Origin of the sequence: Lysobacter sp. Root916, assembly GCF_001429785.1 — a bacterium.
GTDB lineage: Bacteria > Pseudomonadota > Gammaproteobacteria > Xanthomonadales > Xanthomonadaceae > Lysobacter.
In genome coordinates, this window is record NZ_LMJF01000018.1 from 31,560 (window position 1) to 43,819 (window position 12,260).

Here is a 12,260-nt window from a genome sequence, read left to right on the forward strand (position 1 = left end):
CACCCGCATGAATCTGGCGATCGCGCACAGCCGTGCGCGTACGGGCGTGCGTGCGCCCGCGGTACGGGTCGAGGTCCACCTCGCCGGCGGCCTGCCCGCGATGTCCATCGTCGGCCTGCCCGAGGCGGCGGTGCGCGAGGCCAAGGACCGCGTGCGCGCGGCGATCCAATGCGCGCAGTTCGAGTTCCCGGCGCGACGCATCACCGTCAACCTGGCTCCGGCCGACCTGCCCAAGGACGGCGGTCGCTACGACCTGGCGATCGCCTTGGGCATCCTCGCCGCCAGCGGACAGATTCCCCTGGAGGGGCTGGGCGAGTACGAATTCCTGGGCGAGCTGGGCCTGACCGGCGAGTTGCGCGCGGTCGACGGCGTGCTGCCGGCGGCGCTGGCCGCCGCCGACGCCGGACGCAAGCTGGTCGTGCCCGCCGACAACGGCGCTGAGGCCGCGCTGGCCAGCCGGGTCGAGGCCATGACCGCGCGCACCCTGCTGGAGGTCTGCGCCATGCTGTCGGCGCGCAAGGCGCTGCCGGCCGCGGTCGCGGTGGCCGCCACGCGCACGCCCGGACCGGACCTGGCCGACGTGCGCGGCCAGAGCCAGGCGCGCCGCGCGCTGGAGATCGCCGCCGCCGGCGGCCACCACCTGCTGCTGATCGGTCCGCCCGGCAGCGGCAAGACCCTGCTGGCCTCGCGCCTGTCCGGCCTGCTGCCGGAAGCCGACGAAGACGAGGCGCTGGAAGCGGCGGCCATCGCCTCGGTCAGCGGACGCGGCCTGGACCCGGCGCGCTGGCGCGAACGCCCGTTCCGCTCGCCTCACCACACCGCCAGCGCGGTCGCCCTGGTCGGCGGCGGCGCCGAACCGCGTCCGGGCGAGATCTCGCTCGCGCATCAAGGCGTGCTGTTCCTGGACGAACTGCCCGAATGGGACCGGCGCGCGCTGGAAGTGCTGCGCGAGCCGCTGGAGTCGGGCGTGGTCACGATCTCGCGCGCCGCGCGCAGCAGCGAATTCCCCGCGCGCTTCCAGCTGGTCGCCGCCATGAACCCCTGCCCCTGCGGTTGGGCCGGCGATCGCAGCGGCCGCTGCCATTGCGGCATCGACGCGATCCGTCGCTATCGCGCACGCGTGTCCGGGCCGATGCTGGACCGGATCGACCTGCACATCGAAGTGCCGCGCCTGATGCCCACCGAGCTGCGCGCCGACGCCCCGCCCAGCGAATCCAGCGCCGAGGTGCGCGCCCGCGTCGCCCACGCGCGCGAATTGCAGCGCAGTCGCGCCGGCAAGGTCAACGCGCAACTGACCCAGGCCGAAACCTCGGCCACCTGCCGCCTGGAGGATCGCGACTACAACCTGCTCGAACGCGCGGTGGAAAGCCTGCAACTATCGGCGCGCTCGGCCCACCGCATCCTGCGCGTGGCGCGCACCATCGCCGACCTGGCCGGCAGCCCGCGCATCCACAGCGCGCACCTCACCGAGGCGATCGGCTACCGTCGCGCGGAGCGTGGGTCGGCGATGCAGGCCGCATGAGAGGCGGCTTCGCCGGCGGACCGCGATCTGCGTCGCTCGGTGCGGGGCGGCGTAAAGGGCCGCTCGCGACGATCGGTCTGCACATCGCGCCGTTCGCCTAGAGCAGCGGCGCTACCGCAGCCTTCTGGCCCGGACGGCGAAAGACAACGCGCGCTCGTCAGCGGGGCCGCGACGCTCGTTGCACGGCATCCGCCGCCAAAGCCTGCGCCAGGGCGGCCACCGCTTGTGTGCCGCGTCCGCCCGCGGCGAGCTCGATCAGGAACGCAGCGCCGGTCAGCGCCCACAGCACGTCGACCAGATCGTCGGCCGCGCCGGCGCGCACGTCCATGCGCTCGACCAGCACGCGCAACACGCGGCGGCGGCGTTCGTTGCGCTCGCTCAATCCTTGCTTGAGCTCGGGATCGCTCGCGGCCGCGGCCAGCAAGGGGGCCATCACCGTGCGTCCGTCGACGAAGAACTCGCAGAACACCAGCACCACCTGGGCCAGCGCGGCCTGCGGGTCCGGCATTGCCATGGCCGCGGCGATGCGCTGCAGACCGCCGCTCACGGCGAGGTCGTCGAACACCGCTTCGAGCAGCGCGCGGCGCGAGCCGAACTGGTGATAGACGGTCAGGCGGGTCACGCCGGCGCGCTTGGCCACCGCCTCCAGCGAGAAGCCGCCCAGGCCCTCGTCGCCGGCCAGCAAGTCGCGCGCGGCGGCGACCACGCGTTCGCGTTTCTGCGCCGCGGCGGCGGCTCGCTGGGGGCTGTGGTACGGGCGCGGCGGTTCGGGGCTGTCCGGTTTCATGGGCGAAGCAGGGACGGTCAGCCCGCATCCTGCCCCAGAAGGTGCGGGCACGGCAGCTTGTTTATTAACTATACAATATGTACAGTCAATATTCGAACCGTCGCAGGAATCCCCCATGAGCCTCGCATTCGTCGTCGTCGCCGTCGCCTTGCACGTGCTGTCCAGCCTCTTCTGGGCCGGCACCACGTTCGCCTTGAGTCGCAGTGGTGGATTGGGCCTGGACGCCCTGCGCAGGCCGCAGATGGCGGCCGCGACGGCGGCCATCCTCAGCGGGATCGCGCTGTGGGCCTTGCTGCATCGCGGCGGCGACGGCAGGGCCGAGCACGTGCTGGCGACCGGCGCGGCGGCGGCGCTGATCGCCGCACTGATCCAGTTCGGTTTGCTGCGCGGCGGGCGTGCGCTAAGTGGCCAGCGCGTGGCCGCGGGCCTGCTGGCTGTCGCGGCGCTGTGCATGGCGGTGGCCCGCTATGTCTGAGACCGCAGCCAACGACAGCTCAGCACCGCTGCTCGATCATTTGATCCTGCGCGTCGCCGATACCCAGGCATCGCTGCGCTTCTATCGCGAAGTGCTCGGCTTCGAGCGCGACCGCAACGCGTCCTGCGCGATCCGGATCAACGCCCACTGCATCGTCGACCTGCTGCAGCAATCCGCGCCGGAGCGCCAGCACCTGGCCTTCGCCTTCGATCGGCGCGGCTTCGACCAGGTGCTGGCGCGTCTGCGCGAGCGCGGCCTGGCCTACGGCGGCGCGCCCTTCGCGCGCGACGGCAACGCCGACGCGCTGGCCCATGGCGCGCGCGGATGGGCGCGCTCCTTGTATTTCTACGATCCGGACGGACACAACCTGGAGCTGCGTTGCTACACCGAAGCGGCGGCCGCTGCGGGAGCGCAGGCATGACCGCGCACGAGAGCGAGGCCCGCTATCCGGACCTGCGCGGCAAGCTCGCCGTGGTCACCGGCGGTTCGCGCGGCATCGGCGCGGCCACCTGCCACGCGCTCGCGCGCCAGGGCGTGCGGGTCTATGTCAACGGCCGCGACGGTGCCGCGATCGAGGCGGTGGTGGCGTCCATACGCGCGGCCGGCGGCACGGCGAGCGGCGCGCCCGCCGACTGCTCGCAGTTGGCGGAGCTAGAACGCTTGCGCGACCGCATCGCCGCCGAAGCCGGCGCGCCGGACTATCTGCTCGCGTTCGCCGGCGGCGGCAGCGGGCGGCCGATGCCGGTACAGGACATCAGCGAACAGGACTGGCGCTCCAGCCTGGACCACAACCTCAGCTCGACCTTCTTCACCGTCAAGAGCTTCCTGCCCGGCATGCTCGAACGCGGCAGCGGCGCGGTCCTGACCATGGCCTCGGCCGGCGGCCGCATCGCCTCCGGCGCGCCGGCGGGTTACGGCGCGGCCAAAGCCGGCGTCGTCATGCTCAGCCGCCATCTCGCGCACGAGCTCGGCCCGCAAGGGATCCGGGTGAATTGCATTTCGCCCTCGGCGGTGTTGACCGAGCGCACCCGCAACACCATCCCGGCCGAGCGCCAGCGGGACATGCGCGCCGGCTTTCCGCTGGGCCGCTTGGGCGAGCCGGAGGACATCGCCTCGGCCGCGTTGTTCCTGCTGTCGGACGCCTCGTCCTGGATCACCGGCGTGGTGTTGGACGTGGCCGGCGGGCGCGTGATGTTGTGAACCGGCAACATGGCGCGCGATCCCAAGGCGAATCGCGCGGTCGCGCATCCCATCGTCGCCACGCGCATCGGCGATCGATGGCGCGCTCGATCGCAGCGCCAGGATTCAACGCCTCGGCGCGAAATACAGCGCCATTCCCACGCCCGCCTGCCAATCGACGCTATCCGCATCCAGTCCGCGCAGGAACGACACGTCGAACTGCAAGCGTGGCGTCGCCGCCCAGGTCAGGCCACCGCCCGCCACGCGCTGGCGCTGGGCGCCGCTACCGATGCCGGCTTCGACATAGCCGGCGACCCGTTCGGACACCTGGAATCCATAGCTCGGCGAGAACAGCCAGCCACCGCCGTCGCCCCAACTGCGGTCCAGGTACAAAGCGACGCTGCGATCGTTCCGCAGGTCCCACGCCGCAGTGATGCCCAAATCGTAAACATGGCCGCCATCGCCCACAGGGGCTTGGCCGACAGGCAGCGACGCGGTCGCCAGCACGCCTACGGAAAAGGCATCGCCGCCTGTGCTGGGCACCCATTTCAGGCCGAGCCGGCCATCGCCACCGCCGTGTTGGCTGGTGCGCGCACCGAGGCCGCGCCGACGCACGCCGCCGTAGCTGTCCGCACCCAGTTGCAGTTCGACGGTTTCGGCCAGCCCGAAACGCAGCAACGTGTCGGCGACCCAGGTACGCGTGCGCACCCCCTCGCTGTTGTCCCAGCTGGCGTCGGGCAATCCCTGTTCCCAGGCGATGCCGCCGCGCGGCAGGGTATCGGTTCCGAAGGCGATGCCCGGGCGGTCGAAGCCGGGCGCATCGTCGGCCCGGACCGGCGCAGCGACGGCGAGGCCCAGGAGGCACCAAGCGCTGGCCAGCATGAGGTCGAAGCGCTTCATCGCGGCTCGATGACCAAGTCGTAGCGGATGTTGCCCTTATAACACCCGCGGCACCGACCGCCACCGGGCCTATCCTGAAGATCGCAACGAAACAGGCGTGTATCAGGCCGCCTATCGGAGCATCGAGCGCCACACCGTTAGCGCCTACGCAGCGCGAGCGGATGCGCTAGCCATCGGCGCAAGCGCCGCCCTGTCGATCGCAGGCGGGACTGCGCGCTCATCCGTCCGCCGTAATGCGGACAGGGCCGGGCGCCCCGTCCCCACCTTCGCCAGAGCCACGCCACATCGGCGCCCACCGCGGTCGGGCGCGACCATCATCGCCCTGCGCGCAGGCCGGCGGATCCGCAACGAAAACGGGCGGCCAGCGGCCGCCCGTTCAAGCTGCGTGCGCGCCTGAGTTCAGTTGCTCTTGCAGTCCGCGCAGGCGCCGCGGGCATCCATGCGATTGCGCGCGGCATCGCGCTCCTCGCGCATCTGCGCGACGGTCTTGCAGACGCGCTCCTTGCGCGTGCTGCCCAGGATCGGGCGGCGCTCGCAGACCATGCGCTCGTCGTCGGTCTGGTTGATCGCCGCTTCGATCCACTCCAGCGCATTGAAGACTTCGGTCTTCTGCGCTTCGTTGAGATCGTTGGTGGATTGCTTGCCGTCGAGCAGGCGCAGCACTTCGCCCTGCTTGTTCAGCAGTTGCGAACGGGTGTCGGCGGAGAGGTCCTTGTAGCGGCCGGTGCGCGCTTCGACGCCGCTGCGGATCTCGGCCTGCTGGCTGCGAATGGACTCGACCTGCAGCACGTTGCGGTCGACCGAAGCGAACGCCAGCGGCGCCGCCAGCAAGCCGCCTAGGATGAGGGCCATCATTGCTTTCTTCATCGACATGGGTACGGTCCGTGGGCTTTCGGGGCCACCGAACATACTTTGCCGAATCTGCCGTGTCGACTGCCTACAGGCACATTTTTTCAGTTATGCGCCGAGTCGAATATGCGCGTAGCCGCACCGGTTGAGGCCGCTCTATTCGGCCCCGGGAGAGACGTGCAGGAGGCGCCAGGCCCGCCTGCACGCAGTCGGCATCAACGCCGATTCTGAACGTCGGCCCGGTCCAGCTCGTCGCGAGCGGCCTCGCGGGCCTCGCGCTCTTGCGCCACGGTCCGGCAGACCCGGGTAATGCGGGTGCTGCCGATGGTTTTCTCGCGCTTGCAGACCATGCGCTCGTCCTCGGCGTTGTTGATCGCGGCTTCGATCCACTCCAGGCGGTTGAACACCTGCACCTGCTGTTCCTGGCTCAGGTCGCCGGAGCTGTTCTTGCCTTCGATCATGGCCAGGACTTCGGCCTGCTTGGACAACAGCTCGCTGCGGGTGCTCGCCGGCATGTCCTTGTAACGCCCGCGCTGGGCGATCACGTCGTCGTGGATCTGCTTTTGCTGAGCGGTGATGGCCGAGATCGCCAACGGCGGACGGGGCGCCACGTCACTCGCGGCCGCAGCCGTGGACGCCAGCAATACCGCCGCAAAAATCAAACCACGCATGAACTTCGCTCCCCGCGCACCCGGTTATTCGGAACGAATCACGCTAGCGGGCTTACCAGCCGCTGTCGATTGGCAATATTTACGTAAAAACAGTGGAGTGAACGCACAAGAATCGGGCAGACACGCGACGCCGGAGCGCTCGCCCGTCGCCCCAGGTCCGCTTCAGATTTCCTGGCCGCCGACCTGACGCGGGCGCCGATCCAGGTTGCGGTTCGCGCTTTCCTTTGCCTTGCGCTCGTCGGCCACCGTGCGGCAGGTGCGCACCATGCGATTGCTGCCCAGGGTTCGCTCGAGCCGGCAGATCATGCGCTCTTCTTCGGTGTCGTTGACGGCGGCTTCGATCCATTCCAGGCGATTGAACACTTCCACCTGCTCGCGCCGGCTGAGATCGGCCGTGCTGGCCTTGTCTTCCACCAGACTCAGGATCTCGACCTGCTTGGACAACAGTTCGGCGCGGGTCGCCAAGGGCAACTGGCCGTAGCGGCCGCGGCGGGCGACGTCGTCGGCGCGGATCTGCTTTTGCTGCTCCACGATCGCCAGGATCGGCAGCGGCGGAGGCGACTGCGCCTGCTCGCCGGCGACGGCGGTGGACGCCGCCCACAGTAAGGTCCAACTGGCCAATGCACGCATCGCCGTCCCCGAAGTCGGTGCCCACAGCCGGGCTGCGCCCACTTTAGCGATGCCGACGGCGGCGGTCGATGGTCTGGCGCCGTTCGCGCGCAGCCCCGGCCCGCCAGGCCCCGATCGGGCAGACCTGTCCCGGCGCTAGCGCTGCGCCACTACGGACCGGGTACCAGTCGCGAGTAACGAGTTGTCAGTAACGAGCAACCAGTGGCTGGCCACTCGTTACTCGTTACAGGCTCTACTGCCGCACTTCGCGATTATCCAAGCGATCCCGAGTGGCTTCGCGCTCGGCGCGCATCTGGCCGGCGGTCTTGCACACGCGCTCCTTGCGGGTGCTGCCCAGCACCGGGCGGCGCTCGCAGATCATGCGCTCGTCGTCGGCCTTGTTGATGGCCGCCTCGATCCATTCCAGGGTGTTGAAGACGTCCGTCTTCTGGTCTTCGTTGAGGTCCTGGGTCGACTGCTTGCCCTGCATCAGCTGGAACAGGTGATCCTGCTTGGCCAGCAATTCGCCGCGGGTGCCCACCGACATGTCCTTGTAACGGCCGTTGCCGGCCTGGACCGCGGTGCGGATTTCGGTCTGCTGGGAACGGATCGATTCGAACTGCAGCACGCCGCGATCGACCGACGCGAACGCGACCGGGGCCATCAGCAACAGCGACAAGGCCCAAACACGGAACTTCATGGCTCGACTCCTGGGGTACGGATAGCTGGATTGCGAGCGACCGACGTTACGCGCGCAAAATGTGAGCTTCAACCTTAATCGAACGCCGGCGCAGCGCCGGGCCGGGCATGCCGATTCCGACTAAAACCTAATATCGTCATGGGCTTAGCGCTAAGGACATCGGCGCCCGAAGCGCAGGACCGGCGACCCCTGGGCGCCACGCCGATGCGATCAACCGTGCCCGACCTGCGCCGAACCGTGGCCGGCAGGCAGGCGCCGCTGCGTGGGCCGGGCCAGGAAACGACCGGCCCGACCTGGCCCGCATTCAGGATCCACCGGCGTCGGCCATGCCCCTGAGGAGCCCTCGTGCAGCGCCAGCCATCCCCGCTAGGACGGCCAGACCGCCCCGCCCGGGTCGAACTCGGCGGTGCGCCGTTCGGCCGCGCGCCAGCCGAAGCCGCAGACCGCCAGCGGACCTTCCTGCAGCGGGTCCAGGCCGAATGCGCGCTCGATGTCGACCTCGTTGATCGCGCAGGTCACGAACGCGCCCAGGCCCAGCTCGGTCGCGCTCAGGTACAGGGTCTGCGAGAGGTGGCCGCTGTCCAGCACCAGCGCGCGGTAGGCCTTGGCGTGGTGGCGGTACTTCCAGAAGCAGCGCGCGTACCGCGGCGTCAGCACCGCCAGCGCGTGCGCATCGGCGAACCAGTGCTGGCCGGCGAGCGCGCGCAAGGCGAATGCCGACAGCGCTTCGTCCGGCGCCGGCAAGGGCTCCAGCGCGTGCGCGACCGGGTGGTAGTGATACAGCCCGGGCGTCACGCCCTCGACGTTTTGCACGACCAGATAGGCCTCGGTGGGGTGCAGGCCGCCGGCCGAGGGCGTGTGCTTTTTCAGGAACACCGCGTCGTCGTGGGTGCGCAGCTGGGCCTGAGCGGCGAACGTGCGTTGCAACATGTGCGCGAACAGGACCTGCGGCAGCGGCCGTTCACGGTCGAAGTTTCGGCAGGTGGCGCGACGCGCGAGCAAGGCGTCGAACGCGTCGGGCGCGATTTCCGGCAAGGCGATGCGCGACTGCGGCACGACCCGTTCGTGCACCGGTGGCGGCGGCGCGCCGAGTTTGTCGAGCAGGCCGGACACGGTGGTCATGTCCTTGGCCTCCATGTCGGCGACGCCGTCCACGCCGTCCCAGCGCGCCTGCCGATGCAGCAGCGCCGACGCCGGCCACCAATGGCCATCGCGCACGGCCTGATCGCGCGCGCGGTGCGCGCCATCGGCCGCGTCCTCGTCGATCAGCAGGCCGACCTCGAGCAAACGCGCCAGCGCGTCGGCCGGCGCCGCGGCCAGCGTCTCGGCCGAACTCCACTCGCCCGGACTGACGCCGCCCAGCAATTCGCGCTCGTCGGCGTCGATCTCGACTTCGCCCTCCAGATGCGCCGCCAGGGCCAGCCAACGTCGGCTGCGCCGCAGTCCGGCGCCGCCGCTGAGCAGGGATCGCAGATCGAAGCCGATCTCCTCGCGCGGTTCCAGGAACACCACCGCGCATCGCCGCACCCGCATATTCAGCTCCCGCGCCGCATTTTTTACGGAGTTTGAGGTTGTCCCGTACGTGGGACAAGGATAGATTCGTCGCCTATCGGGGCCGCAACAGGCTCTGCTAGGGGGAGTACCGATGGGCAACGACAACACCAAGGGGCATCCGCCTCTGGATCCGAAGGTCGCCGACAAGCTGCTCGACAAGCTCGGCAACGACGATCATTTCCGCGAACTGTTCGTTCAGGATCCGGCGGCGGCGCTGGGCCGGGTCGGGCTGGCGCCCGCACAGACCAAGGCCGCGCTATCGGACACGAGCTGCATGATGGTGGCGAATATCGCCCCCAAGGAAGAAATCCAGGCCTCGCGGGACGAGCTGCGCAGCTACCTGACGTCGCAGGACACCCACACGGTGGTTCACTGCTTCGAAGCGGGCAGCGTCGCGTCCAGCCTGCGCATCAAGTAAGGCGGCAAGGTCTCGCTCGCCCAGGCGCGGCGGAAGGCTTCGGCTTCCCGTCGCGCTTCGTCCGGGCGACCGAGACCGACCAGGCGTTCGGCCGCGTCCAGCGGCGCCAGGCTGGCGTCGGCCACGCTCATCGCCTGCAGGGCCTGACCGCCCAACGGTTCGATATAGGCCAGGCCGCGGTGCGCGGCCAGCCAGCGGTCCTGCTTCAGCGCTTCCTCGGCCTTGCCGGCGTCGCGCAGCGCGTCGCGCAAGGCGACGCGCAACTGGAACGGCTCGCTGCCGTCGACTTCGCGCGACAGCAGCGCAACCGCCTCGGCGGGCTTGCCGGACAGCCGCAGCTGTTCGGCCTTGGCCACGCTCAGCAACTTGATCGCGCCGGCATGGCCGGACTCCTCGGCCATCGCGCTCAACTTCGGCAGCAGGCGCTCGCCGATCGCGCGGTCGCCGCTGCGCTGGCCCAGCCGCACCGCGGCCAGGGCCATCACCAATAGATCGTCGCGGTCGGCCTGGCCGGCCGGGTTGGCGGCGTCGGCGACGATCGCATCGGCGAGCGCGGCGATCTTGGCTGGCGGCACCGATTGGGGATCGCGCAGCAGATCGGTCCAGTAGTCGGCGATCGCGAACGGATAGCGCAACAGCGGGTTGGCGTCGCGCGCGGCCGCGGCGGCGCGGTCGGCGCTGCGCTGGGCGTCGCCGAGGCGGCCTTGGTCCAGCGGAATCGAGATGCGTTCGAACTCGTTGACCAGCGCGCCCAGGCTGCGGTCGTTGGCGGGCAGCGCGGCCAGGACCTTCTCGGCCTCGGGATAGCGGCGCAGGGTCGCCAGCGCGGCGGCGTGGCGGCGGGTGGGCGGATATTGGCCGGCGGTTTCGGCCTGCTTGAAGCTTTCCAGCGCCTGCGCCGGCCGCTCCTGGGCCAGGTAGACGCGGCCCTTGAGCTCCATGGCGATGTCGCGCAGGGCGTTCTGCGGCGCGGCGAACGCCTGCGCGCCGCGCAGTGCGGCGTCGTAGCGGCCGGACGTGAAATCGAACCAGGCCAAGCGGCTCTGGCCGGCGTAGTAGTCCGGATACAGGCCGGCCAGCAGCTTCCACTTGGGCGCGGCGCGGCGCGAGGGCTGCGGGCCGAATTCGGCCGCCCAGGCGTCCAGGTACAAGGCGTCGCGCGCGGGCAGGTGCTCGCGCAGGGCCAGCGCGCGCTTGAGCGAGGGCTGGGCGGCCGCGTTGTCGGCGTTGCTCACATACACGCGCATCACGCCCATGTGGGCGAGGGCGAAGTTCGGGTCCAGCTCCAGCGCGCGCTGGAAGTACTGCAGCGCTTCCGGGAACTGGCGCTTGGCGTAGGCCTTGGTGCCCAGCGCGTAGGCGCGCAGGGCGTCGAGATTCTTGGTGGTCACCTGCGGCAACGGCGCGGAGTCGTTGTCGATCGACTTCAGCGCCTCGCCCAACTTGTTGCGTAGGCTGGCGGTGACCTGATCGATCGAGGACAGCGCCGAGCCGGCGCCGACGCCGTCGACGGACTCGGCGTAGACCGTGGTCTGGGTATGCGGATCGACCACCTCGGCGCTCACCCGCACGCGGCCGCCGACTTCGGCCACCGTCGGCAGGATCACCGCGCGCGCGCCGTCGCGCAGCGCGATCTCGGAGGCGACCGAACGATCGAGGAAGGTGTCGGACTTGCGCTGCATGCGCGCCAGGGTGTCGCGCGCCTTGAGGTCGGACAGCACGTTGACGTAGCGCGACTGCTCCAGACTGATCCGGAACGCCTGCTCCAGCGAATCGTCGAGCACGCTCTGGCCGGTGAGGTTGCGCAGGTCGCCCACCACCACCCAGTCGCGCTCGTTGAAGGCGATCGCCGGCTGCGGCTTGGTCACGAACCACACGCCCACGCCGATCGCGGCCAATACCGCGACCTCGGCCGCGAGTGCGGCCGGGCGCCGCCACAGCGGCACGTCGCGCCAGGCCTTGGGCGAGTTCGGCGGCGCGCGCAGCGGCGCGATGCCGGGCTCGCCGACTTCGTAGATCTCCTGCGAATCGGGCACGCCCTTGAAGCGCCAGCGCCCGTAGGACTTCCACAACAGCTGTTGGCCGCGTTCGCCCAGCTCGCGCGCGGCGCGGTGCGCCAGCGGTTCGGCCACCGCCGACAGCAGGATCTGGCCGGGGCGCGCCATCGCCATCAGGCGCCCGGCCATGGGCTTGGCCAGGCCTTCGACTTCCAGCGGCTTGGCGCCGACCTTGACCGCCTCGTCGCTGTTGCGCCAGGTCAGCACCTCGCCCACGTGCAGGCCGGCGCGCGCGAGCAGGGTCTGCTTGCGCTCGCGTCCGATCTCGCGCAGGCCGCGCTCGTAATCCAATGCGAAACCCAGGCCGTCGATCGGGCGTTCGAACAACAGCAACAGGCCGTCGGAACGGTCGATCAGGCGACCGCGCCATTGCTGCTGCAGCTGCAGCACCAGGCGGTCGTGTTCGCGGAACAGTTCCGCCGCGGGGCCGTCGCCGAGGCGTTCGACCAGGGTGGTCGAATCGCACAGGTCGGTCAGCAGCAGGGTGCGCAGCTGCGGCGCTTCCGGGTGAGGGCGGTGGGCATCATTCATCGCGACGG

13 protein-coding genes are annotated in these 12,260 nt (G+C 70.1%); 5 read left to right on the forward strand and 8 right to left on the reverse strand.

The window, feature by feature from the left end; all coding sequences use genetic code 11:
- The first annotated feature begins 7 nt into the window (after positions 1-7).
- Positions 8-1,522, forward strand: coding sequence for a YifB family Mg chelatase-like AAA ATPase (locus ASE35_RS20260; protein WP_057164936.1), 1,515 nt, complete (start codon positions 8-10; stop codon positions 1,520-1,522).
- 157 nt (positions 1,523-1,679) lie between these two features.
- Here the strand turns inward: ASE35_RS20260 and ASE35_RS20265 are convergent, their stop codons facing one another.
- Positions 1,680-2,309 (reverse strand): TetR/AcrR family transcriptional regulator, encoded by a 630-nt coding sequence (locus ASE35_RS20265; RefSeq protein ID WP_056176897.1) that lies wholly within the window; start codon positions 2,307-2,309, stop codon positions 1,680-1,682.
- 115 nt (positions 2,310-2,424) lie between these two features.
- On the opposite strand from ASE35_RS20265, the gene ASE35_RS20270 reads away from it, so the two are divergent.
- Genes ASE35_RS20270 through ASE35_RS20280 form a run of 3 tightly spaced genes read left to right on the forward strand, consistent with a single transcriptional unit; the run spans position 2,425 to position 3,984 of the window.
- Entirely contained in the window at positions 2,425-2,784 is a 360-nt protein-coding gene (locus tag ASE35_RS20270) for a hypothetical protein (RefSeq protein ID WP_056176900.1), read from the forward strand.
- Positions 2,777-3,205 carry a VOC family protein gene (locus tag ASE35_RS20275; protein ID WP_082611401.1) on the forward strand — a complete coding sequence of 143 codons (429 nt, stop codon included), beginning with the start codon at positions 2,777-2,779 and terminating at the stop codon, positions 3,203-3,205. The genes ASE35_RS20270 and ASE35_RS20275 overlap by 8 nt, the downstream gene beginning before the upstream one ends.
- Positions 3,202-3,984 carry an SDR family NAD(P)-dependent oxidoreductase gene (locus tag ASE35_RS20280; RefSeq protein WP_057164938.1) on the forward strand — a complete coding sequence of 261 codons (783 nt, stop codon included), beginning with the start codon at positions 3,202-3,204 and terminating at the stop codon, positions 3,982-3,984. The genes ASE35_RS20275 and ASE35_RS20280 overlap by 4 nt, the downstream gene beginning before the upstream one ends.
- A 105-nt stretch (positions 3,985-4,089) precedes the next feature.
- On the opposite strand, the gene ASE35_RS20285 is transcribed toward ASE35_RS20280, so the two are convergent.
- The 6 genes from ASE35_RS20285 to ASE35_RS20310 all read right to left on the reverse strand — a co-directional run bounded on the left by ASE35_RS20285 (position 4,090) and on the right by ASE35_RS20310 (position 9,225).
- Positions 4,090-4,863: a transporter gene (locus ASE35_RS20285; RefSeq protein ID WP_057164939.1), complete on the reverse strand. Its 774-nt coding sequence runs from the start codon at positions 4,861-4,863 to the stop codon at positions 4,090-4,092.
- A gap of 399 nt (positions 4,864-5,262) precedes the next feature.
- Entirely contained in the window at positions 5,263-5,715 is a 453-nt protein-coding gene (locus ASE35_RS20290) for a hypothetical protein (RefSeq protein WP_157489600.1), read from the reverse strand.
- Positions 5,716-5,927: 212 nt separating this feature from the next.
- A complete protein-coding gene (locus ASE35_RS20295; RefSeq protein ID WP_157489601.1) occupies positions 5,928-6,383 on the reverse strand; it encodes a hypothetical protein in 456 nt (151 codons plus the stop codon).
- 162 nt (positions 6,384-6,545) lie between these two features.
- On the reverse strand, positions 6,546-7,013 hold the full coding sequence (locus ASE35_RS20300) for a hypothetical protein (RefSeq protein ID WP_157489602.1): 468 nt from the start codon (positions 7,011-7,013) through the stop codon (positions 6,546-6,548).
- A 232-nt stretch (positions 7,014-7,245) separates the two neighbouring features.
- The gene (locus ASE35_RS20305) at positions 7,246-7,692 is read right to left on the reverse strand and encodes a hypothetical protein (RefSeq protein WP_056176921.1); all 447 of its coding nucleotides are present in this window, start codon (positions 7,690-7,692) and stop codon (positions 7,246-7,248) included.
- A gap of 366 nt (positions 7,693-8,058) precedes the next feature.
- Complete coding sequence (locus tag ASE35_RS20310; RefSeq protein WP_057164940.1) at positions 8,059-9,225, reverse strand: putative peptide maturation dehydrogenase; 1,167 nt, start codon at positions 9,223-9,225, stop codon at positions 8,059-8,061.
- Positions 9,226-9,337: 112 nt separating this feature from the next.
- Here ASE35_RS20310 and ASE35_RS20315 point away from each other — a divergent pair, with 112 nt between their 5' ends.
- A complete protein-coding gene (locus ASE35_RS20315) occupies positions 9,338-9,664 on the forward strand; it encodes an NHLP-related RiPP peptide (RefSeq protein WP_056176927.1) in 327 nt (108 codons plus the stop codon).
- Here ASE35_RS20315 and ASE35_RS20320 read toward each other — a convergent pair.
- Positions 9,616-12,252, reverse strand: coding sequence for a putative peptide modification system cyclase (locus ASE35_RS20320; protein WP_057161702.1), 2,637 nt, complete (start codon positions 12,250-12,252; stop codon positions 9,616-9,618). The genes ASE35_RS20315 and ASE35_RS20320 overlap by 49 nt on opposite strands.
- Positions 12,253-12,260: the final 8 nt, after the last annotated feature.

Bases quoted from the DNA above. Each gene is read 5' to 3' on its own strand.
- ASE35_RS20260 (WP_057164936.1), top strand. From the start codon at position 8: ATGAATCTGGCGATCGCGCACAGCCGTGCGCGTACGGGCGTGCGTGCG.
- ASE35_RS20265 (WP_056176897.1), bottom strand. From the start codon at position 2,309: ATGAAACCGGACAGCCCCGAACCGCCGCGCCCGTACCACAGCCCCCAG.
- ASE35_RS20270 (WP_056176900.1), top strand. From the start codon at position 2,425: ATGAGCCTCGCATTCGTCGTCGTCGCCGTCGCCTTGCACGTGCTGTCC.
- ASE35_RS20275 (WP_082611401.1), top strand. From the start codon at position 2,777: ATGTCTGAGACCGCAGCCAACGACAGCTCAGCACCGCTGCTCGATCAT.
- ASE35_RS20280 (WP_057164938.1), top strand. From the start codon at position 3,202: ATGACCGCGCACGAGAGCGAGGCCCGCTATCCGGACCTGCGCGGCAAG.
- ASE35_RS20285 (WP_057164939.1), bottom strand. From the start codon at position 4,863: ATGAAGCGCTTCGACCTCATGCTGGCCAGCGCTTGGTGCCTCCTGGGC.
- ASE35_RS20290 (WP_157489600.1), bottom strand. From the start codon at position 5,715: ATGGCCCTCATCCTAGGCGGCTTGCTGGCGGCGCCGCTGGCGTTCGCT.
- ASE35_RS20295 (WP_157489601.1), bottom strand. From the start codon at position 6,383: ATGCGTGGTTTGATTTTTGCGGCGGTATTGCTGGCGTCCACGGCTGCG.
- ASE35_RS20300 (WP_157489602.1), bottom strand. From the start codon at position 7,013: ATGCGTGCATTGGCCAGTTGGACCTTACTGTGGGCGGCGTCCACCGCC.
- ASE35_RS20305 (WP_056176921.1), bottom strand. From the start codon at position 7,692: ATGAAGTTCCGTGTTTGGGCCTTGTCGCTGTTGCTGATGGCCCCGGTC.
- ASE35_RS20310 (WP_057164940.1), bottom strand. From the start codon at position 9,225: ATGCGGGTGCGGCGATGCGCGGTGGTGTTCCTGGAACCGCGCGAGGAG.
- ASE35_RS20315 (WP_056176927.1), top strand. From the start codon at position 9,338: ATGGGCAACGACAACACCAAGGGGCATCCGCCTCTGGATCCGAAGGTC.
- ASE35_RS20320 (WP_057161702.1), bottom strand. From the start codon at position 12,252: ATGAATGATGCCCACCGCCCTCACCCGGAAGCGCCGCAGCTGCGCACC.